Annotated in this window: 18 protein-coding genes; 5 read left to right on the forward strand and 13 right to left on the reverse strand. The window is 43.6% G+C overall.

Going from position 1 to position 22,237, the window contains the following annotated elements; translation table 11 throughout:
* The first annotated feature begins 68 nt into the window (after window positions 1-68).
* On the forward strand, window positions 69-1,172 hold the full coding sequence (locus Q0L00_RS01435; protein ID WP_297335076.1) for a ferredoxin--NADP reductase: 1,104 nt from the start codon (window positions 69-71) through the stop codon (window positions 1,170-1,172).
* A 10-nt stretch (window positions 1,173-1,182) separates the two neighbouring features.
* A complete protein-coding gene (locus Q0L00_RS01440) occupies window positions 1,183-1,671 on the forward strand; it encodes a hypothetical protein (protein WP_297335077.1) in 489 nt (162 codons plus the stop codon).
* A 320-nt stretch (window positions 1,672-1,991) separates the two neighbouring features.
* Here the strand turns inward: Q0L00_RS01440 and Q0L00_RS01445 are convergent, their stop codons facing one another.
* The 9 genes from Q0L00_RS01445 to Q0L00_RS01485 all read right to left on the reverse strand — a co-directional run bounded on the left by Q0L00_RS01445 (window position 1,992) and on the right by Q0L00_RS01485 (window position 10,650).
* Window positions 1,992-2,915 (reverse strand): DUF4097 family beta strand repeat-containing protein, encoded by a 924-nt coding sequence (locus Q0L00_RS01445; RefSeq protein WP_297335078.1) that lies wholly within the window; start codon window positions 2,913-2,915, stop codon window positions 1,992-1,994.
* Between the two features lie 8 nt (window positions 2,916-2,923).
* Complete coding sequence (locus tag Q0L00_RS01450; protein ID WP_297335079.1) at window positions 2,924-3,709, reverse strand: hypothetical protein; 786 nt, start codon at window positions 3,707-3,709, stop codon at window positions 2,924-2,926.
* A gap of 58 nt (window positions 3,710-3,767) precedes the next feature.
* A complete protein-coding gene (locus tag Q0L00_RS01455; protein WP_297335080.1) occupies window positions 3,768-4,805 on the reverse strand; it encodes an outer membrane beta-barrel protein in 1,038 nt (345 codons plus the stop codon).
* Between the two features lie 31 nt (window positions 4,806-4,836).
* Window positions 4,837-5,598, reverse strand: coding sequence for a hypothetical protein (locus tag Q0L00_RS01460; protein WP_297335081.1), 762 nt, complete (start codon window positions 5,596-5,598; stop codon window positions 4,837-4,839).
* A gap of 13 nt (window positions 5,599-5,611) precedes the next feature.
* Window positions 5,612-6,181 carry an RNA polymerase sigma factor gene (locus Q0L00_RS01465; RefSeq protein ID WP_297335082.1) on the reverse strand — a complete coding sequence of 190 codons (570 nt, stop codon included), beginning with the start codon at window positions 6,179-6,181 and terminating at the stop codon, window positions 5,612-5,614.
* A 150-nt stretch (window positions 6,182-6,331) separates the two neighbouring features.
* Window positions 6,332-6,736, reverse strand: coding sequence for a carboxypeptidase regulatory-like domain-containing protein (locus tag Q0L00_RS01470; RefSeq protein ID WP_297335083.1), 405 nt, complete (start codon window positions 6,734-6,736; stop codon window positions 6,332-6,334).
* A 79-nt stretch (window positions 6,737-6,815) separates the two neighbouring features.
* Window positions 6,816-8,216, reverse strand: coding sequence for an MBL fold metallo-hydrolase (locus Q0L00_RS01475; protein ID WP_297335084.1), 1,401 nt, complete (start codon window positions 8,214-8,216; stop codon window positions 6,816-6,818).
* 71 nt (window positions 8,217-8,287) lie between these two features.
* Window positions 8,288-10,249: a PspC domain-containing protein gene (locus Q0L00_RS01480; protein ID WP_297335085.1), complete on the reverse strand. Its 1,962-nt coding sequence runs from the start codon at window positions 10,247-10,249 to the stop codon at window positions 8,288-8,290.
* A gap of 11 nt (window positions 10,250-10,260) precedes the next feature.
* Window positions 10,261-10,650 (reverse strand): PadR family transcriptional regulator, encoded by a 390-nt coding sequence (locus tag Q0L00_RS01485; protein WP_297335086.1) that lies wholly within the window; start codon window positions 10,648-10,650, stop codon window positions 10,261-10,263.
* A gap of 437 nt (window positions 10,651-11,087) precedes the next feature.
* Between Q0L00_RS01485 and Q0L00_RS01490 the strand changes: the two genes are divergently transcribed.
* A complete protein-coding gene (locus Q0L00_RS01490; RefSeq protein ID WP_363318485.1) occupies window positions 11,088-12,128 on the forward strand; it encodes a PorV/PorQ family protein in 1,041 nt (346 codons plus the stop codon).
* On the forward strand, window positions 12,128-17,143 hold the full coding sequence (locus Q0L00_RS01495) for a C25 family cysteine peptidase (protein WP_297335088.1): 5,016 nt from the start codon (window positions 12,128-12,130) through the stop codon (window positions 17,141-17,143). Before Q0L00_RS01490 ends, Q0L00_RS01495 begins: the two co-directional genes overlap by 1 nt.
* On the opposite strand, the gene Q0L00_RS01500 is transcribed toward Q0L00_RS01495, so the two are convergent.
* Window positions 17,140-17,835, reverse strand: a complete 696-nt coding sequence (locus tag Q0L00_RS01500; protein WP_297335089.1) for a VTT domain-containing protein — start codon at window positions 17,833-17,835, stop codon at window positions 17,140-17,142. The genes Q0L00_RS01495 and Q0L00_RS01500 overlap by 4 nt on opposite strands.
* 112 nt (window positions 17,836-17,947) lie before the next feature.
* On the opposite strand from Q0L00_RS01500, the gene Q0L00_RS01505 reads away from it, so the two are divergent.
* Window positions 17,948-19,093 (forward strand): cystathionine gamma-synthase, encoded by a 1,146-nt coding sequence (locus tag Q0L00_RS01505; protein ID WP_297335090.1) that lies wholly within the window; start codon window positions 17,948-17,950, stop codon window positions 19,091-19,093.
* On the opposite strand, the gene Q0L00_RS01510 is transcribed toward Q0L00_RS01505, so the two are convergent.
* Genes Q0L00_RS01510 through Q0L00_RS01520 form a run of 3 tightly spaced genes read right to left on the reverse strand, consistent with a single transcriptional unit; the run spans window position 19,094 to window position 22,176 of the window.
* Window positions 19,094-19,927 (reverse strand): hypothetical protein, encoded by an 834-nt coding sequence (locus Q0L00_RS01510; protein WP_297335091.1) that lies wholly within the window; start codon window positions 19,925-19,927, stop codon window positions 19,094-19,096.
* A gap of 3 nt (window positions 19,928-19,930) precedes the next feature.
* Window positions 19,931-20,881: a DUF2027 domain-containing protein gene (locus tag Q0L00_RS01515; RefSeq protein ID WP_297335092.1), complete on the reverse strand. Its 951-nt coding sequence runs from the start codon at window positions 20,879-20,881 to the stop codon at window positions 19,931-19,933.
* Entirely contained in the window at window positions 20,878-22,176 is a 1,299-nt protein-coding gene (locus tag Q0L00_RS01520) for a deoxyribodipyrimidine photo-lyase (protein WP_297335093.1), read from the reverse strand. The genes Q0L00_RS01515 and Q0L00_RS01520 overlap by 4 nt, the downstream gene beginning before the upstream one ends.
* Window positions 22,177-22,237: the final 61 nt, after the last annotated feature.

The following is a 22,237-nucleotide window of genomic DNA, read 5'->3' on the forward strand; positions in this document are numbered from 1 at the left end:
GGGTTAGAGACAAATTAATTCTTTCAAGCCCTTAATTTTGCACCCGATTAAAAGAATCCAATTTTCGAATGTTCAATTTATTTAAGAAGAAAAAAGAGGAGAATAAGAAAAATGCCTTTCTCCCATTGAAGGTACGTGAAGTAGTCCGAGAAACACCCGATACGGTGAGTATTTATTTTGAACAGCCGGAGCCTGCGATGGATTACAAGCCGGGTCAGTTTTTGACTTTAGTGATGGATTTTGAAGGAAAAGAGGAGCGTCGATCCTACAGTCTTTGCACCTCGCCTTATGTCGATCCCTTCCCGGGGATATCGGTCAAACGGGTCACTGGCGGACTTTTTTCCAATTTTCTCAATGAAAAGGTTTTTCCTGGTAAAACCATCAACGTCCTTCCTCCCATGGGCAATTTTACGATTGATTTCCATTCGAAAAACCAACGCCATTATATCCTAGTGGCCGGAGGAAGCGGCATCACTCCAATTATGGGGATCATGAAGTCTGTTTTGGTCAACGAGCCCAAGTCCATTATTACCTTGATTTATTGTAGTCGGAACGAAAATCAGATTATTTTCAAAAATCAACTGGATATGCTGGAAAAGGCCAATCCGGATCGTCTTAAAGTGAAACATAATCTCAGTCAACCTTCAGAATCTTGGAAAGGATTCAAAGGTCGATTGAACCAAGATTCTTTCAGAAGTCTGGTGAGTATTTCCGAATATGAACAACGGTGTGAGGAAATTTACTTTCTCTGTGGACCGGATGGGATTATGAATACGGCCAAAGAAGTATTGGTTGAGCAGGGAGTAGATGAAGCCCGGATTTATGAAGAAAGCTTTTATTCAGCGGCTGCCGAGCAGGCTAAACTTGAGGCAAAGGCTGGCGTGACAAAGGGACTACTTACGCGAGACGTGAAAATTATTCTCGAGGGAGAGGAGCATTGGATTAGCGTAGATCCTTCCAAGACGATTTTGGAGGCAGGGCTGGAGCAAGGGCTGAACATGCCTTACAGCTGCCAAAGTGGACTTTGTACAGCCTGCCGAGGGAGGTTAGTAGAAGGTCAAGTAAAAATGGATGAAGACGCTGGATTGAGTAAAAATGAAATTGAAGCAGGGTTTATCCTCTGTTGTTCTTCTAGAGCCCTTTCAGATGACATCCAAATTTCCATCGAATAAATCTTAAATTTTGATTCACGACGAACTAAAAAAATCTTACCATAAGCTGGAGCGATTGGTGTTGGTATTGATGATCATCGCTTTACCGATTTTTGGTATGATTTACTTATACTTTATTTCAGGAAATCTCGATTGGCAATTACCCAACTTGCCCGGCTTTATTAATGGTTTACTGGTAGGTTTTTCTATCGGGATTTTAATTGCTCAATATGTGAAGTTTCATCAAGCTATCAAAAAGGGAAAGGCCTCAGAAGAACTGACTAAAAAGGTGGAAACCTACATTCAATCCACTAGGGTAAGGTTTTATTTCTTATTTCTTTCCTCTGTGATTAGTGCAGTTGGTTTATTGTTTTTTAAAAGTGAGGTATATGTGGTGCTATTTGCGGTGACCTTGGTTTTTTTCTCCTTAGCTAAACCAACACCAGATCGGATTAGACGGCTTTATGGCTTGAATAAAGCAGATTCGGAACTTGTTCGATTGATGTCTAGACCGGATTGAATATTGGGTAAAACCAGCGAAATTTCTGTAGAAAGCTAGTTAAAATTTTACGCTGGTATTCCTGCTAAAAAGGAGGTCAACCTGAGCGGAGTCGACAAAATCTCGTCTCCGACCAAGTTGACCTCAGTGCAGCTCCAAAACGGAGTAATGGTATTTTTTTAGTAAAGGATAGGTGAATAATTTACGATGGTACGAATTATTTTGAGTATCCCTTTCTTCAAAACCTAATTTCGATTATTTGCTATTTTAAACTCCCTTCCTTTAGGCTAAAGTCTAAAGCCTTACTGGAATGAGCGTATTCTTGTAGAAATAAATCCGATTTAATTCTCTATCACAATCGATCCGGAAGTAATGTTTCCTTTGATGGATTTGGAAGAGTTGTTATCGATTTCTAAAGTTTTGCCAGTAGAGATATTTCCTACTTTTAGATTGCCGGATGAAGCTTTCAGGTTAAAATTGAAATCCTTGAGATTGGAGTTGGTTTTTATCCTAAAGTTTCCAGATGACCCACTAAACGAAGTCTGCTCACCAAGTCCTGCGTTTTCAGCTCGAATATTCCCTGAAGTAAAACGAAGTGGTCCTAGCTCTCCAATAGTTGCAAGTTTGGCATTGCCGGAAGTGAGCTGGACTGCAACTGACCCTTTGATGTCTTCGGCAGTCAAGGATCCACTGGTGGACTCATAGCTCAGATTCCCACCCAAGGAATAGATATCGGCATTTCCCGAGGTCATAAAGGCCGCTACATTTCCACTGACGCCTTCCACGTAAATGGATCCGGAAGTGGCTCGGACATCTAGGTTGCCTTGCAAGTTTTTTGCAGAAATCTTTCCGGAGCTTACGCTGAGCTTAGTGAGTTCTTGAGTTACCTGTTGGATTTCAAGATTACCCGAACTGTTTTTCATTTGAATGCTGATGTCTTCAGGTCCGGTGATTTTGATAAAACCTTTGCTTCGGTTGTTCCAGGAATAGTTTCCGGATTCCCGTTTGTAGGAGATTTTGAGTACATCACCCAGAGTCACAAAGACAATGTCTTGTCGATCGTCATTGGATTGAAGAAAAGCGTCTACATGCACCTCCTCAGAACCACCGGTGTAGCTTACATCCAGCCAGCCTCCATTGACTTCGATGGTTTTGATGCCAGGATAGTGCTTATCCACATCAACAAGGACCTGCTGTGCCTGACTGATCGTTGCAATGAAAAGAAATAGTCCCAATAGGGATGTGGGGATTAGATGTTGTTTCATGGGATGAATTATTTAAAGATTAAACCAAAGCTAAGGGCATGGACATCGGGACCTTTTCCAGTCTCGAAAAGCGAATTAGCATCATAATTGAAATAGAGATTTACATCTCCGATTCCAATTTCGGCACGTGGACCATAGCGGAAATTATTAACGTACATAGGTGATTTGGTGAAGATTTTCTCCTGGTTTCCGTCCGAATCATCGTAGACAAATTTCCCTCGACCCCCGATTCGGAGTCCGGCAAATCCACCTAATCCAAATCTAACTTTTCCATTATTTGTCAATAAAGTAGGGATCAAAGTTAAGTTGGCAAATGAAGCTGAAAGTTTGGATTTAGTTCCGATTCCTTCGGAAAACTCACTGAATACCAGTCCGTCGGCTGTACGATCGATGAATAGGTCCCGGTCATCCAATTTGAAATTATACCAAGAAACTCCGATACCACTTTTTAGGTGGAAATTTTTACTGGCCAGATAAGTACCCGCGTAGTTAAGCCCTACATTCCAACTACCCCAGGCTTTCACTTGGGGGATGTTTTCGGTCGGCGCCCAGCTATTGATGCCCAGATCGGTTTGTAATCCACTACGGAATTTGCTGGGTTTTCGATTCAATTCTGGCATCGGCTGATCAGGGGAAGAAAAGGCATAAGATTTGGTTCCGTCTTCGTATTTCTCCATGTACCAATTGAGACCCAAAAACCGGGATTCCTTAGTCGAAACGACTTTTTTTTCTTGGGCTAAGGCGAGTTGGCTAGTCAATGCCAGAAGGAGTAGAAGTGATGAAAAATTCTTCATAATAGATAACTAAGTTGGTTTAGTTTAAGGAGGTGGGAGGAGCTAGTCCTCCCGGTTTTTAAAATATTATTCCAAAGGTAATGGGGTTTAAGGCGGGACCTTTTCCATCTTGAAAGAGCTCATTCATGTCGTAGGTAGTAAAGAAGGTTACTCGCCCAACACCTACTTCACCTCTGAGGCCATATCGGAAATTAGTGAGGTAAAGGCCGGTGTTTTGCTTATCTTTTTTCCTACCCGAGCCGTCGAGTTCGCGATAAACAAATTTGGATTGACCGCCCAGACGATAACCCACATAGGGGCCTGCTGCCAATCGAAGACCTTTTCGGCCTTTGTCATTCATCTTGCCAAAATCCAATTCTAGCAAAGTCATGGCAGTGATGTAGGAAGCGGATATTTTGCTTTTGAAACCATCTACATCGTTACGCTGATCAAAGGAGATTCCCCCCAATCCACGGGTAGCTTGATAATCGCGGTTTTCAAATTTGAAATTGTACCACTGAAACCCCAGCCCAAAGTTCCAATAGAAGCCTTTGGAGATTCGCTGGGCAGCCATCCAGTTTAATCCGATGTTCCAGCTGCCCCAACCTTTAACCGCATAGGGATTTTCCGAGGTAGGAAAACTTCCACTAGGGGTAAGGTAGTTGGAAATTCCTATGTCGGTATTGAAATAGGTTCTAAAAACAGGGTCTTTATCTTTCTTATCCCCACTTTCTATTTTTACCCGCGTATTCTCTCCGTTTTCATCAACATAGACACGCATCTTACCTATGTTGACTTCAGTCTCTCCGCCATTTTCTCGGACCCGTACGATTTCTTTAGAGCTGCCATCTTTCTTTTTGAGCTCTACGATGGTCAATTCTCCCGTATCCTCATTTTCTTGTAGGTCGAGTGAAGCAATGATTTCATTGATATTCATCATTTTGAGCTTTTCGAAATCTTCTTTGTTCTCCACGATGATCACTACTTTTCCTGATCTACCAAATTCTACGATGACGGAGTCTTTGTTGATCTGATGAGTAGAGAAGGAGCGCAGGTCAGAGGCAAAGGCTAGGTGCACCAAAGCCATCATACAAATTAATAAGAGGTATTTTTTCATGGTTTCATTCATTTAGGTAGGTTGGTGATTTTTAGGGGTTTTCGCTGACTCGTTCTTTTTTGGATGTTAGTTTGGCGTAGAGGCCGTTTTTTGCATCTTGGAGATTGGCAAAGAGGTCCACCTTTTCGGTCAATCCCTCAAGCTGACCAACTGTTTTTTCCAAGTTGGCCACCAACCCTTTATTTTCCTTCAGTCCATCTGATCGGATGGTAACCGTATAAGTGGGTACCTCCGGATGGTAGGGGTTTAGCTCGGCAATAGTTGGGTTGCCATGGACAGGTTGAAGCTCGGGTAAGCTTTTTTCCACCCCAATAGGCTGGCTTTCTTCTCGGGTGATTTCTGTTTTTTGAGGGGGTTTGATTTCTACAGGATCAGCTGCCTCAGCGAGGAGTTTTTTGGCTGTGGAAGTGTTCAAGTTAGCCGGCGTCTGATGTGGAGTAGCTGGATCGAGTTTCCCGGCCTGTTGGGTTTGAGATGCGGCATTTGATTCGCCCTGGGTTGAATTAGTCTCCTCGGGTTGGATTTCAGATGGAACCAAATCAGGGGAGGAAACAGGCTCCGAAGCTGGTTTCTGCTCTTCTACGGCCAGGAGATTCTCTTTACTAATCGTTGAATCATTGCTCCAATATAGTGCTCCAATACTCCATAAAACCACTAGTACGGCGGCGGCGGCCCAGATAAAGCCACGCTTTTTTCGTGAACGGGAGGGCAGTTGATTTTCGAGTCGCTCCCAGGCGAGTGCACTGGGCTTCTCTTGGTGATTTTCCAATTTCTGTTGGAAAGTCTTATCCATTTTTTTTAATTGATTAGCCATTGATTCTCCTTTCGTTAAGGTTTTGGGCAATGATTTTTTCCTTAAGGGTATTTCTTGCGCGATTGAGCTGGGATTTGGAAGTGCTTTCGGAGATGCCCAGCATTTCTCCGATTTCCTGATGTGAATAGCCCTCTAGGATGTAGAGGTTAAAAACGGTTCGATACCCCACAGGAAGATCTTGAATCAGCGCCATCAGGTCTGCGGCTTCCAGATGGTTGAGTTCATAGTGCTGATCCACGTATTGACTCTCATTTTCTAAATTGACCTCCATCATCAAATGCCGGTTGCTTCTGAGTTTCATGAGTGCCTGAGTGACGACTATTCGCTTCATCCAGCCTTCGAAACTCCCCTTTTGCTCAAACTGAGGTAGTTTTTCAAAGATTTTCATAAAACTCTCAATCATGACATCCTCGGCATGCTCGCGGTCTTTGAGGTAGCGGATGCAGATGGCCAGAAATTTCCCCGAGTAGGCATCATAAAGGTGTCGCTGAGCGTTTCGATCGCCTTGAAGACATCCTTTGATTAATCCGGGTTCGGTAGAAAAGTCGAGTCTGGTAAACATTCCGTTTTATGCTTTCAATTAGGTAGATGTACTTCTGTTAAAAAACGTTGCATGGGATACTAAAAAATCTAAAAAAAAATTAAAGCAATGAAAATCAGTAAAATAAAATCTTAATTCCTAAAGCGAATTAATGCAGCGGTATTCTGTTGGCTAGTATGCGGCTTTGTAATTGACCAAAATGTTCAATTTGGACCAAATTCCTTTTTCCACCTCAATGGGTTGAATATTTCCGTTTAGATCAAAACTATTGGCAAATAGCCCACCTTCTTCTTGAGTAAATACCGAGTACTGTCCCGGCGCCAATTCCACCTCGAAATTCCCTTCCTCATCGGATTCTACTTGCGCAATGGGCTTTCCATTAGCCACAGTAAAAAGACTATTTTCCATTTTGGCATCCGATATTTTGGTTAGGGGATAGATGATGACTTTACGCTGAATGGGTTCTCCAATTTTCCGCTCGGACCTAGTGGTTTCTCCGCTTTGGCTGATCAGGGGCATCTGATTGCCTTCCACCCAAGTGATTTGACCTTTTATTCCCTGTCCTGTCTGTTTCATGGTTTTGCATTGTGAAAATAATCCCAGCGCTAAACTGAATGTCAGAATAGTCAAAAATTGTTTCATGATGATTTTACGTTCAAATACCTTCAAATAAAACGACCGATTCCAAATAATTTGGAATTAGGGTTTGCCAGCCTAATTCATGCTGCAATTTTTCAGCCAAGGCCTCTGAATTTTTGTCTTCTCCATGGACGATGAAGGTGATTTTGGGCTTTTCACAGAACCCCTCGGCCCACTCCAACAATTCGGTCTGATCTGCATGTGCTGATAATCCATCGATTTGATAGATTTTAGCCTTGACTGGTACCTGATTACCATAAATACTTAGGTATTTTTCTCCCTCCACCAATCTTCGTCCGCGAGTACCTTCGGCTTGAAAGCCCACGAAGATCACCCCATTTCGTTCATGAGGTAAGTGGTGGTAGAGGTGGTGGAGAACTCGACCCCCGGTAGCCATGCCGCTGGCTGACACAATGATGGCATTTCCTCTATACTCATTGAGTGATCTGGATTGTTCTTGCTTTTGAAAATAATGTAGCTGACTATGATGAAATGGATGGTTTTCCTTTTCATCCAAAATTGCACCAAGCTGGTGATCTTGATGAAAGTCGCTGTAAAGTTTGGTCGCGTCTATGGCCATAGGAGAATCCAAAAAGATGGGTGCCTTGGGGATTCGTCCCTTTTGTATCAGTTGAAAAAGGTAGTATAGGACGAGTTGGGTCCGACCTACGGCAAAAGAGGGGATGATGACCAATCCCCCTCGATCAAAAGTTTCCCGAATGGCTAGTCCCAACTCAGCTTCGGGATTGGTTTCGGCAGATTTTCGATCTCCATAGGTCGATTCTATCCAAAGAATATCTGCTTTTGGGATCCGTGTTGGGGGATAAAGCAAGGGGTCATGGTACCTACCCAGATCACCAGAGAAAACCAGTTTTTTCTCTTGGTGCTCTCCTTTAATCTTGATTTTGGTGATGGCCGCCCCAAGAATATGACCGGCATGGTAATAAGTTAAGGTGATAGTGGGATGAATTTCTACTGGTTTTTCGAAAGACTGGGGAACCAACAATGGAAAAACGGCCTCAGCATCTTCAATTCCATAGAGAGGCTGTGGGTCCTCGTGTCTGGAAAAGCCTTTTTTTCGGGCATATTCGGCTTCTTCCTCCTGGAGTTTGCCCGAGTCCAAAAGCAATATTTTGGTGAGCTCGGCAGTGGCTTGAGTGCAGTATATCGGACCCTTAAATCCCTGCTTGACCAATCGCGGCAAATACCCGATATGGTCTAAGTGTGCATGGGTAAGGACAATGGCTTCCATCTCATCCACCGGCATGGGGAATTTGTCCCAATTTCGTTCGCGGAGTTCTCTTCTTCCCTGAAAGAGGCCACAATCCACCAAAAATTCAAAGTTTCCGGTGTCTATGAGATACTTAGACCCAGTAACACTGCCCGCACCTCCTAAAAACTTTACGGTTACATCCATGATTTTTGCGTTTGAAGGCAGAATATACAAAAAAAGAGGCATCCCACCGGTTGCCTCTTTTAAAATCAGGATTAATCTTTTAGAAAATACGCATCTTGAAATTTAGCCCGTGTAAGGCTATCGATGCGCTCTTTTTCACTAAGAACCTCAACTTCAGGATTTTCATCGTCTTCATTTTCCTTTTCTCTTTCATCGTAGGTTTTTTCAGGGCAAGTCAAGCAGAGCAATCCATTTTCATTAAAGACCCAAACACTTCGCTGGGAGACATCTGAAGTTCGGTAGCCATTGACGTAGATCGTATTTCGGATAATTCCCAAAAGCGATCGCTCCATGATAAAGGGCCTATCGTAGGGCAGGTTCAGCTTCAGGTCAAGCTCCTGAGCTCTAAACATATCGCTTTTTTGCAAGTCAAAACCTTCGTCAAAAAGGATTAAAGAATCGAGCACTTCCACTCGATAATCTAGTTTTTGGGCATTTTCCATAGCTTCGGCTTTGGTTCTTCCTCTTGACAAAAAGGTTTTTTCCAAAGTGACTAAGGAATCCGCCGTGCCTACTAATTGAAGATCAACATGATTGAAAGTAGCTTCCTCAGATACAGGGTTGAGTTTTAAGATCATGACGCCCTGAGAAACCGGTAGGGTTTGCTGAACTTCATATCGATTTTCTTCCTTAAACTGAGCGACGATCCTAGGTATTTGAAAGGCTGAAATACCAATGCAAAGCAACCATAAACCCAATGCTACTAAACCAAATCTGCCACCGACCAAATTTTTCTGGGCAAGCACACTCAGTCCTAACAGCAAGAGAATGATTCCTGGAATAATGATGATAAATGAAGCGCCGATAATCAGCCAAATTGGGATCAAATTCGAGAATAGATCCAATGGGAAATTATCCATTAAAATCTGGTAATCTTCACTGTTGAATATTCCGAAATAAACTGAAATGGTAATCAAAGGAGCAATCGTCAAAATCAAGCCCAAGAACAAGACAAACAAGCCAAAGATGACACGCAGAACGGTAAGGAAAAATTTACCCAAAGGCCCCAAGGCACTTCCTATGGCCTCGATCACCTGTCCCAAAATTCGGAAAGGCGCCATCAGGATTTTTCTTCCGGTGGATTCCTGCTTACGAGGAAGGGGGTTTTGATTTTCCTTTAGCGTAGAGTCAATGTTGTCCAAGGTGATTTCTCCCCCTTTCATTCGGATTCGCTCGGTAATAGAAGTGGCCATCGGAGTAATTATCCATAGGATCAAATAAATCAGAATACCGGATCCCCCCGCTAAGGTTAGGATCACAAAAGCCAATCGGGTCCAAATCACTTCGACTCCAAAGTAGGCCGCCAATCCGCTGGCCACTCCACCAAGTGCTTTATCGTCGGGGTTTCGGTACAGTTTTTTGATGTTTTTATCCTCTTCGATATCATAAGATACCGGCAGAATAATCCACATCACCACGTAAGCGATGATTGTAAATAAACCAAATGATAAATTGAATCTTAACTCATCGAAGAACCAGAAGTCGTTGGAGATAAAGGTTTTGTTAAACTGTCCGCTAAACAGTAATAGCAAGGCGATCAATCGAGGCCACAGGGGATCGATAGAGAAGTAATGGGCGATTCCTGCACAGACTCCACCTAAGATCTTTTTTGGCTCAATTCGCATGAGCTTTTTGTATCCTCGGTTTTCTGGATCCGGAGGGGTCACGTACTTGTAGAAGTCGTCCTTACTTTCTTTTTGTTCAGTAGTTTCCTCAGCGTCGAGGTCATTGATAGAGGCAAAGTCAGCGATGGTTCCCATCTTTTCGATGAGTTTGTCCACATTTTCTGCCGTAATGACCTGCTTGTTATTTTTAAGGTTGCTCAGAAAAATCTCTGCGATTCGTGTTTCGATATCTGAGATGATTTCATGATTGTCTTTATAGGAAGAAAAGTGCCTGTTAATTGCATCCAGATACTTGCGAAGTGTATCGTACCCGTCTTCCTCGATATGGAATAAAATTCCACTGATATTGATGCTTATGGTCTTTTTCATAGGTGTGTCTTTTATTCTTTTTCGCCGGTGGTGTTTTTTTCCTGCGAAGAAGAGTCGGTGGTTTTTTTCTCAAGTTTGGGTTGGGTAATCAGTTGGGCAGAGTTGACCAGTGATTTCCAAGTTTCTTCTAGGGTATGAAGAAATACGCTTCCTTGAGCCGTGATGGAGTAGTATTTGCGTGGAGGACCGGATTCGGATTCTACCCATCTGTATTCCACCAAAGAAGCGGATTTTAAACGATTGAGTAGGGGATAGAGGGTTCCCTCAACCACGATGAGCTCAGCTTGGGTCAATTCTTCGATCAAATCGGAGGTATAGACCTCGCCCCGGGAAATGATATGGAGTACACAATACTCCAGAATCCCCTTTCGCATTTGAATTTGTGTGTTGGCGACATTCATGTTCAGGTGATTAGATTAGCAGAGATAGTTTTCATCTCTGTGATCTAAGGATGAAAAATGATACCAATCTTTACAAAAGTACCTTGTAATACCTAATTCCTTGTAATGAGTTTGAGTTCAGCATCCATTTTTACCGTATAAAATGGCCTCTGGATCGAATGAGGTCCGTTTTTTACGAATTTCGGTTTTGGTGCATTTTTTTTCGACAGCAGATTTTTCTATCCATCCTTTCATGAAGACTGTTAAAAATGTGAACAGAGAAATGTCCGAAGGCGTACAGTAATACTTTTTCTCAAAGATTATTGTAGTAAGTTCAACCTTGGAAACCGAAATTGCTTTATTTTGGAACTATGAATCCCTGCCAGAAACCTTTTCTTTTAATCTTTCTGAGTTCTTTCCTCTTAGTTGGGGGATACCAAAGGGGATTTTCTCAAGATTTGACACCGAAATATTCCAACGAATTTCTCAACATCGGGGTGGGAGCAAGAGCTTTGGCCATGGGAGGGGCACAGACCGCTGCCAGTCGCGATGTGACCGCTGCCTATTGGAATCCTGCCGGTTTGATGGCCGTGACTCATCAGTATGAGGCGACCCTCATGCATGCAGAATATTTTGCGGGAATTGCCCAATACGATTACTTAGGCTTTACCACACCGATCAAAAATGAAAGTCAGGTGGCCGTTTCGCTCATTCGCTTTGGGGTGGATGATATTCCCGATACCCGCTTTCTTTACAATGCCAATGGTGCGCTTAATTATGATAATATTCAGTTTTTTAATGCCGCCGATTATGCCCTCTTACTTAGTTATGCCCGGGATATTTCAGATCAATGGAAAGTTGGGGTCAATGCAAAAATTATTCACCGAAACGTGGGGAAATTTGCTCAAGCTTGGGGCTTTGGATTGGATGTGGGAGGGTTATATGTGCAAAAACGGTTAACGGCCGGTTTGATGCTTCGGGATATTACGACCACCTTCAACGCCTGGTCGCACAATGCAGAATTGGTACGGGAAATTTACGCAGATACCAATAATGAGGTACCGGTCAATTCAGTGGAACTGACTCTTCCGCGAGCAATTGCAAGTTTGGGGTATGATTGGAGCCTGGGAAAAAACTTTTCCTTGTTGACAGCATTGGATTTAGACCTGACATTTGATGGTCGCCGAAATACAGTTATCGCTTCGGATTTGATCAGTGTAGACCCGAGGATAGGGATAGAATTGGGTTTCAAAAAGGTTGCATTTCTACGAGCAGGAGCCAGTACCTTTCAATATATTAAGGATTTTGAAGGGGATCAATCGTTAAATTTTATGCCGAGTGCGGGACTTGGAGTTCGGCTCAATGATCGTTTCCAACTCGATTATGCACTTTCTGACATCGGGAATGTGTCCGATACTCCATATTCCCACGTATTTAGTTTACGGGTAAGTTTAGAAAAGTTGGAGGAAGATTTTCGAAAATTTAAAGGCTGGGATTGATGAAAAATTGGATTGGTACAATTCTCGGAGTATGGGTTCCGATACTTCTTGTAGCGCAGCAGCCGATTTGGTATTCATATAACCAAGACTACTATAAAATTGAAACCGCATTCGATGGGATTTATCGGATAGATGGGGAGGTTTTGGCAAATTCCGGATTAAATTTAGATGAGGTGAACCCTGCTCATCTGCAACTTTTTCATCGAGGCCAAGAAGTTGCCATACATGTCCAAGGACAGGAAGACGGCAGGTTCGACGCTCAAGATTACATTCTTTTTTATGGACTTCGCAATGACGCAACCATGGACTCGGTCTTGTATCGTCAGATCGGGCAACTTCCCAATCCTCAATACAATACCTTTACCGATACCACGGCTTTTTTCCTGACCGTATCACCCGGGGTAACTGGGAAGAGAATGGCTGTTCGATCAAGCCCATCGGCTGACCTTACTCCGACTACAACTGCCACCTCAGAGCGGATTCAGGTCTTTTCGGATCAATATTCCTTAGGGATTTCCTATACCCTGGGGTTTCGACTTTCCCGTTACGATTATGGACAAGGATGGATGAGTGGGGTGGTAAGTAAGGGAGCCACTAGTGAAGTGAGGTTTGCCGATTTAGGTTCCCTGCCTGGTTCAGGGGAGGGAATGGTGGAGATCGGACTTGTTGGACGCTCGGCTGATGAACATTCGGTCAGGATCCTGGCGGGGAAATCTGTGAGCGCTCTCCGTGAAGTAGGAGTAGCTAATTTTACGCATTTCAACTCACAGGTATTTAGTTTTCCCATGGCCATGTCCGACTTTGATCCTAGTGGGACTGTTTCCATCGGGATTAATCCGAATGGGCCAGGTACTTCCGATAATATATCGATTGCTTACCTCAAAATTACCTACAGAAAAAATATCAGTTCGGGCGATTTTGATCAGCAATTATTGATTTTCCCTTCGGGTAACCAAAAAGTTCAAGTTGGAGGAATCGCCGGTAATTACGAGGCTTTGGATATCAGCTCCGAGCAAAACCCACAGCGGATTACACTCAATCAAGGAGCTGGATTACTTGAGTTCCAATCGGGAGTATCAGCCGGTTCTAGCCGAATTTTTATCCAAAATCAAGCTCAGGTTACTTCGGTCACTGCCTTAAAGAAACTCCGATTTCGAAATCTGTTGGCCCAACAGGCCAATTATATTATGATCGGTCATCGTGCGTTGGAGCAGCCTACAGAGGACTTTCCAAATCCAATGAAAGCCTATGCTGAGCATCGGGCCTCTGCCATTGGTGGGGGCTATGATACCCTGAGCATCCGGATGGAAGATTTATACGATCATTTTGGATACGGGGAACCTTCCTCGGTAGCTCTGTTTCAGTTTTTGAGAACCTATTACCCGATTCACAAACCCACTCATTTACTTTTGATGGGAAGGGATTTGGCGATTTATTCCACTGCTCGGTCCAATGGGGTAAATTACTTTTACCGGAAAAACCCAGCGGTCTTTTCTTTTCAGCGATTGGTTCCTGTCGGAGGGTTTCCTTTTTCTGACAATAGTTTTGTCGAGGGGCTTGATCCTGCTTTTCCGAACTCTCCGGGGATGGCCGTCGGGAGAATTGTGGCTAAAAATGCACAAGAGCTCACCAATTACCTCCATAAAGCGATTGAAAAAGATCAGGTGGGCTTAGCGGGTTCCTGGCAAAAGGAATTGATTCATTTGGGAGGTGGTGTTTCTGAATTTGAGCTCGACCGGTATTTCAATTTTCTCAATGGATTTAAAGACATTGCAGAAGGACTTTATTTGGGTGGGAATGTCACTACTTACCGGAAGCGATCCAACAGTGTTGTCGAAGTCATTGACATCACCGGGGACTTAAAAGAAGGACGATCTTTGGTAACTTTCTTTGGACATGGTTCTCCCACAATCCTGGATATTGATATCGGCTTTGCCTCGGATCCCACGATCAATTATCAGAATAAAGGCAAATATCCAGTAATGCTTTTCAATGGCTGTGATTATGGTAGTGCTTTTGGGACGGGGTATACTCAAGGGGAAGACTGGGTCATGACTCCGGATAAAGGAGCTGCTGCAATTCTGGCAAACTCAGCCATTGGTGTGGATGTCTATCTAAGGCGATACTCGGACGCTTTTTATCGTACCGCCTTTTCAGACTCATCGATGATTTACCGGTCGTTAGGAGAAATTAAGATGAAATCGGAGCAGTTTTTTATCAAGCGATATGGAACTAGTCCGCTTAATTTTACCCATATGGAGCAAATGATCTTGATGGGAGATCCTGGTGTAAGAATTTTCCCAGCGGATAAAGCAGATTATAGTCTGGATGCGCAAGAAGTTTCCATCGAAACGTTTGATGACGAGCCGCTGACTTCGCTTTCGGATAGTTTGAAACTCACTTTTGCTCTTCGCAATATCGGAAGGGTTGACACCGATTCGATCCGATTTAAAATCGACCGGATACTCCCCGATGGGTCGCTGATTTCCTATGATCCGATCCTGATTCCCTATGTTGCACGATTGGATACCGTGCAGTTTTCAGTGCCCAATATGAATCTGATATCTGCTGGAGAGAACTCCTTTACCATCACAGTTAATGATAATCAGATCGTGGATGAAATGAATTTTTCGAATAATCAAGTCACGGTTAATCAGTTTATATCACTCAGCGGGACCCTTAATCTTTTTCCACAGGAATATGGGATTATCACTCAAAAAGACCTCGATCTAATCGTACAGGTTCCGGGAAAAAATGAACAGGAACGGATGATTATTCTTGAGCTTGACACGGCGGCAGATTACAGCTCAGCATATAAAAAAGAACTTAGGATTGCCACCCGTGGATTGGTGGATTGGCCGGTGGAATTGATTTCGGGGACCGATTCGATTACCTATTATTGGCGGTCAAAATATCAGGATCCACGGCCTGGAGAATCGGAGGGTTGGACCAGCTCCAGTTTTTCATTCATTGACCAATCTTCGGAAGGATGGACGCAGCGGACTTTTCGGCAAGTGAGCGAAAATCAACTCAGTAATTTAGTTGTTGATGAGTCCAGAAAACAGCTCAAATTTGTAGATCAGCAGTTGCAGGTAGAGGTGTTTACGGTGGGGGCAGCGGTAGATACCCTATCCTTTAGAAACACACAATTTTACCTCAATGAGATCCCTCAGATCATCGATAATGTCAACAATGCCAACAGTCGTCTCTGTCCGGACGGATCTTTGGGTTTGGTAACCTTCCAACAGGCCACTTTGCAGCCGTACCTGCCTATTCCAGTACCGGGATTTGATATTTTGGACGGTAGATCTTGTGGGAGAACTCCCCAATTGATCCAGAGTATCCGGAATGCCTGGATTACCGGTCCGGGTCAAACCATGCTGCAGGATTACACCAATAATGTCCCTGATGGGGATTTTGTAGTAATTTTCTCGGTGGGCAATGTGACATTTGATGCATGGCCTGATCGGGCATTTGAATCGCTCAAGCAGTTTGGGGCCAGTGAGGTTACCCTACGGGCCTTAAAAAATGGGGAACCCTATATCCTTTATGGACAAAAAGGCATGCGACCGGGAGAAGCCTTGGAAATCGTTGGAAATCCAGCTATTGAAGTCGATCCCAATCAGCAAACCCTTTCATTTGAGACGGATTTAAAGGGGTACATTACTGACGGAGTAATTCTTACCCCGCGGATAGGCCCCGCATCTTCTTGGCGGAATTTTTTCCAAAAAGTCAACGATAAACCATGGATTCAGGAAGAGGGAAATACCCAATTTGATATTTTTGGCATCAAAGAAAATGGAGAGGAGGAACTTCTTTTAGGGGAGGAACTCGGTGGCACGATTGATCTTTCATTTATCAATTCGGAGCAATATCCTTACCTGAGACTTCGTTACGCCATGAATGATCCGGTAGCTACCGATCCGGCGGATCTGGACTTTTGGCAAGTAAATTATACCGGAGTGCCTGAAGGGGTCCTTTTGGTTAAATCTACGCAAGAATCAGTTCAGGTAGTGGAAGGGGAAACTGGGATTTTGCAGATGCAGTTTAAGAATATCTCAACCCATGACTTTACCGATTCGATTCAGGTCGATTGGACGATCCGAAACCTGACCTCTCGGGAGCTTGAAAATTTCACCAAGAAAATTCCTGCTGTCAAAGCCGGAGAAACGCTTGACTTTGACATCGAATTTAATTCCATGGGTAAAGTGGGGGAAAACGAAATTGAACTCATGGCCAATCCCAGGATTTTGAAAGAACAGACCTACAGAAATAATCAGCTTGATTTGGGGGTTTATTTTATCGTGCAGGGTTCAAATTCGACTTCGCTTTTGGACGTTAATTTTGACGGAATTTACATCATGGATGGGGACATCGTTTCGCCTAATGTGATGATTAATGCAATTCTAAAGGATGATCAAACCTTACGCTACAAAACCGATACGCTCGGGTTGGAGATTTATCTCAAACAGGACTGCGAAGCGTGTCGCTTTGAGCGGGTAAATTTCTCGGATCCCAAAGTAGTCTGGTCTCCGGCGAGCCAGGAAAATGATTTTAGAGTGTCATTGCAGCCCGGCCCGCTTCCCGATGGGATGTATACCTTACGAGTAATTAATGAGGATTCACCGGATCCCTATGAGGTTAATTTTGAGGTAATAAATGAATCTCAAATCACCAATTTCTATCCCTATCCAAATCCGTTTAGTACCCGGGTTAGGTTTGTGTTTACGGTCACCGGATCGGAGGTTCCCGATGAAATTAAAATCCAAATTATGACGGTTACCGGCCGGGTGGTTAGGGAAATTCTGCAAAATGAACTGGGTCCCATTCGCATTGGTAATAATCTGACCGAATACGCTTGGGATGGAAAAGATGAGTACGGAGATCAGTTGGCCAATGGAGTGTATATTTATCGGGTTTTGGTCAGGAAAAATGGGCAATTCATGGAACATAGAGCCACAGCCGGAGATCGGGGCTTTAACAAGGGCTACGGCAAAATGTATCTCCTTCGCTAAGCGCTAGATTTTTTCCAATTTGACCATATTCCCCAGCTACTGAACAGCAGGAAGAAAAGAATAAATCCGATCTGATAGGGGTCGCGGAGAGCGGATTTGGCGGCCAAAAAATCACTGGCCAGGATGCCGGCCAAAAAAGAGAGGATGGTTCGCGGAAGCATTCCTGGAATCCCAAAAAATAGGATTTGTTTGAGTGAAACCTGAAGGGAGGCGAAAATAAGATTCGCTAATGCAAAAGGGATTACCGGGCTAATTCGAATGAAAAATATCAAGGCGCCGGGATGTTTTTTTCTTTTATCCACCGCAAGACGGATTTCTGGATAACGCTTTCCCAACATTTCCCATAACTTCGAATTGGACCATTTTCCAACTAGAAATCCAAGGACTGTGGCCACTCCATACCCAATCACAATTAACGGCAGTCCGATCCAGCCTAGGGTAAACCCGCTGAGAACTGCGGTAAATGTGGTCGGTAACAAAGCCAATCCCATGCAGATGGCGGCCAACAGTGTAAAAATCAGGTAGCCCAAAAAGCTCTGAGGCGAAAGAGAAAGAAGCGTTTGATAATTGAGCAAAGCAATCAGGGAGCCCATGGTCGGAAAAACCAGGATCCAAACCCAGGTCATCACAGCCCAGGGTTGGCTTTTCGCATAGCCCCAAAAGAAGTTGAAAATACTGCCCTTTTTTGTCATCTTTGGCGGGATTTGGGAAGGATTTTCCCCCAAATCGGGTTACAAGTATACGAGTAAAGAATAAATTCAGCTATTCCCTAGCAGAAGACAAACCTTAAAAATTAGAAACCATATGAAATTCGGTACAAAAGCCATTCACGCCGGAGTCGAGCCAGACCCAACTACCGGTGCGATAATGACTCCCATCTACCAAACCTCTACTTATGTGCAGCGCTCTCCAGGTGACCATAACGGATACGAGTATTCTCGGACCCATAATCCTACCCGAACTGCCCTTCAGGATAATTTGGCTGCCTTAGAAAACGGAAAACATGGAATTTGTTTTTCCTCGGGTTTGGGTGCCATTGACGCAGTGATTAAGCTGTTTAATCCAGGTGATGAAATCATTAGTACCAATGACCTTTATGGCGGAACTTATCGATTGTTTACCAAAGTTTTTGAGCGATACGGGATTAAATTTCACTTTGTGCCCATGGCTGATGCCCAAGTGGTGGCTGAAAAAATCAATGCAAAAACCAAGATGATTTGGGTGGAAACCCCCACCAATCCCATGATGAACATCATTGATTTGGAAGCGATGGCTCAGCTTGCTAAATCGCATGGAGTGTTATTAGCCGTGGACAATACCTTTGCTTCTCCTTTCATCCAAAACCCGCTTGATTGGGGGGCAGATATTGTCATGCATTCTGTGACCAAGTACCTAGGCGGCCATTCGGATGTGGTGATGGGGGCCTTGGTTGTCAATGAGGATGAATTGGCTGAAAAATTAGTTTTTATTCAAAATGCATGCGGAGCCACTCCAGGTCCTCAGGATTGTTTTTTAGTACTCAGGGGAATCAAAACGCTCCATTTAAGAATGGAGCGACACAGCCAAAATGGTAAAACGATCGCGGCTTACCTGAAGAATCATCCAAAAGTTGCCAAGGTTTATTGGCCGGGCTTTGAAGATCACCCCAATCATTCCATTGCCAAAAAGCAAATGCGGGATTTTGGTGGAATGATTTCATTCACCTTGGTTAATAATCGGATCGAGGATGCCAAAACGGTAATGGAGAATTTCAAACTTTTCTCCCTTGCCGAATCCTTAGGTGGAGTTGAATCCCTTTGCGGGCATCCGGCCAGCATGACCCATGCCAGCATTCCCCGGGAGGAACGGGAGAAAGTAGGTTTAGTGGATTCTCTTATCCGGCTGAGTGTCGGCGTGGAGGATGCCGAAGACCTGAAAAATGACCTTGCCGAGGCACTGTCGAAAATCTAATTAATCGAGAATTTTCTGAAATAAAGCCAATGCCTGTTTTTCCACTTGGGAGGACAGGCTTTTCTTTTTTTGCTTAAGGTCTTTAACCCAATCCACATATTTTTTAGATACTTGCTCTTTGTCACTGAGAAAATAAGTCAGCGATTGAAGCTCCAAATGATTGGAATACCAAGGCTTGAGTTTTTCTTTCAATTCTGAAATCTCCCCATGAATCTGATCCACAAAGATGGAATTAAAGCCTAAGTGGATGAGCAGATTTTCCAGCATGATGATTTTTCGAAGTCCTTCAAAGATATCCTTTAATGCTTTGGAATCCAGTCCATTGCTTTTGTCCAGTTGAAAGAATTCCAGCTCTTCCTGAATCAGTTGATTGATCGCAGTATTGACCGTCAAGGGTTTGATGTTTTTGCTTCCTAGCAGTGATTTGTGTAAGAGTTCATCCCAATCTTTGAGTGAACTCCCGATAATTAGATCAAAGGTTTCGGTATAAAGTCCTTTTTTTTCTTTTTCCAGGTAGCTGGCGTAGGAATTGTAAGATTCGCCGGTGGTTTGGATGCGCGCTCGGATTCCCTGCTCGACGAGTTTGAGGTGATGGATTTTCCGAAGATTCTTTTGAAGAGGTTTAAAAGGTGAAAAAAAATCAAATTGAAGCCCCTCTTTTTCAAAATGGATTTTGGCCATGAGGTCCGAGTAAAGCTCTAAAAAGCTTAGTTTGGTATAAAGTTCAAGTGATTTTTTGGATTTGATTTGTTTTCCCAAGGCTAGAAATAATTCCTTTGCCTGGCGATGCTGTTGCTCAAAAGCCTGGAAAATCGGAGAAGTTTTGCGCTGCATGAATTAGGAAATTCTAACTAAGGTGGCTCCAAAGCCCCACTTATCTTTCTGCGTGTCCTGAAAGTAATTAATATTTCCCAATTGACTAAGGCGCTTGTGAATTTCTTTTCGAAGGACTCCATTTCCGATTCCGTGGATAAAGGTGATTTCGTCCATGCCTGTCTGTATGGCTTGGTCAAGTTTTCGTTCAAAAACCTCCAATTGGATCCTGAGTTTTTCCGAGTTACTAAGCGACTGGTGATTTTCTACCAGTTCCTCGATGTGCAAGTCTATGCTCCGATTCGGTCGCTGGATTCGCTGCTCCTCGGGTTTGGGACGGAGTGCATCCAGTTCATAATTCAGCGCTTGAATATCGAGCTCCTTTGTGGTTTGTTCCAGGTGAAAAAGATAAGCGGATTTGCCCAGAAATGGAGCTTTGCTGAGATGCTTGAAAAATTGGGTGGGTTTGATTTTAAGTTGTCGCTCAAAAGGAGGAATGGCTTTTTCCAATTGGTTTTGAATGGGGATAAAGCGAAGTAAAAAGGCTGGCCACTGATCCATTTCTTTGAGTAGGCGATCGTCAAACTTTTTGGCGATTCCGGGTTTAATTCGTTCTGCCAAAAGCGTTCGATGATTGGGACCAAAAACCTCTGAGGCATGAGCTAAGTATTCCTGCTTGCTGTCATTGATGAGGTAGAGGCTTAGGTTTTGATCGTTGATTGGGACAAAGGCCAAATATAATCCTTGATCTTTTGGTGCCGATAGCGGAGCAGGGGTTTCGGCTTTGACCTCATTGGATTCATTATCCCCGAAATAGGCACGCTCCACTTCAGAGATAACGACCGCTTCCGACTTCATGGCTGGGATAATAAATCCGTCTTCGATTTCTACTTCGATTCTCCCACCCGAGGATATTTTGCGGACTATTCCTTCTTCTTTTCCGTGTAATAATCGTACTCGATCGCCGATATTCATGAATTCAATGCTTCTTTGTAAGTATCCAATGCTCTTTGTCTTGCAAATTTATGATCTACGATGGGTTTTGGGTACTCTTTGCTAGTTAATTCTGGAATCCATTTTTTAATGTACTTCAAATCCTTGTCAAATTTCTCTGTTTGGGATTCAGGATTAAATACCCTAAAGTAAGGCTGTGCATCGGTACCCGTACCAGCTGCCCATTGCCAGCCCCCGTTATTGGAGGCTAACTCAAAATCCAAGAGTTTCCGCGCAAAATAGGCCTCTCCCCAACGCCAGTCAATCAGCAGGTGCTTGGTTAAAAATGAGGCGACAATCATTCGCACCCGATTGTGCATGTAGCCGGTTGCGTTGAGTTCCCGCATTCCTGCATCTACAATAGGGTACCCGGTTTTGCCTTCACACCAAGCGTTAAATTCCTCCTCATTATTTCGCCAGGGGATCTGATCGTAAGCGGGCTTGAAGGCCTTTTCTATCACTTGGGGATTAAAGGCAAGGATAGTCATATAAAATTCCCTCCAAATCAATTCATTGAGGTAGGTGTCATTGAGTTTTGCGGCTTGGAGTGCAAGATTCCGGATAGAAACCGTTCCAAAACGGAGGTGAATCCCCATTCTACTGGTTCCGGATTTTGCCGGGAAATTTCGATTTTTATCGTAGTCGGCGATGATTTGCTTATCGGGTTGCTTTGGAGGGATTTCGATTTTTGATCGAGTAAATCCCACCTCCTGTAAGCTAGGTAAATTCAATGGGCCGGTTTGGTTAAGATTTTTCCAATGGAAATAGCTTAATGCCTCTATGTTTTGTTTGTTGAAGTTCTCCCGCCAAACTTTGCTGTAGGGGGTAAACACTTTATAAAAATCCCCCGATCCGTTAAGTACTTCGCCCGGCTCGAAAATCATCTGGTCCTTAAAGGTGTAAAAGTCAATTTTGTGGTCCTTGAGAAGTTGTTCAACGGCCTGATCTCTTTTTTTGGCGTAGGGCTCGTAGTCGCGGTTGGTGTACACGGCCTGAAGATCATAGTCGCGGATCAATTTTTGGTAAACTTCCATCGGCTTTCCAATTTTGATCAATAGGGAACTCCCTTTTTCTTCCAGTTCAGACTTGAGTCGACTGATCTGATCGTGGATAAATCCCACTCGGGCATCATCTTTATCCTCTAGTTTTTCAAGGATATTTTGATCAAAAATAAAGAGCGGTAAGACATTTTCTTCCTGCTGGAGCGCATAGTACAAACCTGTATTATCTTCTAATCGAAGATCTCTTCGAAACCAAAAAAGCGTTAGTTTTTTCACGTGTTTAGAATTGAATTTTAATGATCATGTGGAATCGTGCAAAGTTGATAGTCATGCCCCT

It is taken from the genome of Algoriphagus sp. (assembly GCF_024305035.1).
Classification (GTDB): domain Bacteria; phylum Bacteroidota; class Bacteroidia; order Cytophagales; family Cyclobacteriaceae; genus Algoriphagus.

What these genes read in the sequence shown, in the direction of transcription:
- Q0L00_RS01445 (WP_297335078.1), bottom strand. Translation starts at nt 2,915, where the DNA reads ATGAAACAACATCTAATCCCCACATCCCTATTGGGACTATTTCTTTTC.
- Q0L00_RS01510 (WP_297335091.1), bottom strand. Translation starts at nt 19,927, where the DNA reads ATGCAGCGCAAAACTTCTCCGATTTTCCAGGCTTTTGAGCAACAGCAT.
- Q0L00_RS01470 (WP_297335083.1), bottom strand. Translation starts at nt 6,736, where the DNA reads ATGAAACAGACAGGACAGGGAATAAAAGGTCAAATCACTTGGGTGGAA.
- Q0L00_RS01480 (WP_297335085.1), bottom strand. Translation starts at nt 10,249, where the DNA reads ATGAAAAAGACCATAAGCATCAATATCAGTGGAATTTTATTCCATATC.
- Q0L00_RS01475 (WP_297335084.1), bottom strand. Translation starts at nt 8,216, where the DNA reads ATGGATGTAACCGTAAAGTTTTTAGGAGGTGCGGGCAGTGTTACTGGG.
- Q0L00_RS01500 (WP_297335089.1), bottom strand. Translation starts at nt 17,835, where the DNA reads ATGACAAAAAAGGGCAGTATTTTCAACTTCTTTTGGGGCTATGCGAAA.
- Q0L00_RS01515 (WP_297335092.1), bottom strand. Translation starts at nt 20,881, where the DNA reads ATGAATATCGGCGATCGAGTACGATTATTACACGGAAAAGAAGAAGGA.
- Q0L00_RS01450 (WP_297335079.1), bottom strand. Translation starts at nt 3,709, where the DNA reads ATGAAGAATTTTTCATCACTTCTACTCCTTCTGGCATTGACTAGCCAA.
- Q0L00_RS01435 (WP_297335076.1), top strand. Translation starts at nt 69, where the DNA reads ATGTTCAATTTATTTAAGAAGAAAAAAGAGGAGAATAAGAAAAATGCC.
- Q0L00_RS01455 (WP_297335080.1), bottom strand. Translation starts at nt 4,805, where the DNA reads ATGAAAAAATACCTCTTATTAATTTGTATGATGGCTTTGGTGCACCTA.
- Q0L00_RS01505 (WP_297335090.1), top strand. Translation starts at nt 17,948, where the DNA reads ATGAAATTCGGTACAAAAGCCATTCACGCCGGAGTCGAGCCAGACCCA.
- Q0L00_RS01495 (WP_297335088.1), top strand. Translation starts at nt 12,128, where the DNA reads ATGAAAAATTGGATTGGTACAATTCTCGGAGTATGGGTTCCGATACTT.
- Q0L00_RS01465 (WP_297335082.1), bottom strand. Translation starts at nt 6,181, where the DNA reads ATGTTTACCAGACTCGACTTTTCTACCGAACCCGGATTAATCAAAGGA.
- Q0L00_RS01485 (WP_297335086.1), bottom strand. Translation starts at nt 10,650, where the DNA reads ATGAATGTCGCCAACACACAAATTCAAATGCGAAAGGGGATTCTGGAG.
- Q0L00_RS01460 (WP_297335081.1), bottom strand. Translation starts at nt 5,598, where the DNA reads ATGGATAAGACTTTCCAACAGAAATTGGAAAATCACCAAGAGAAGCCC.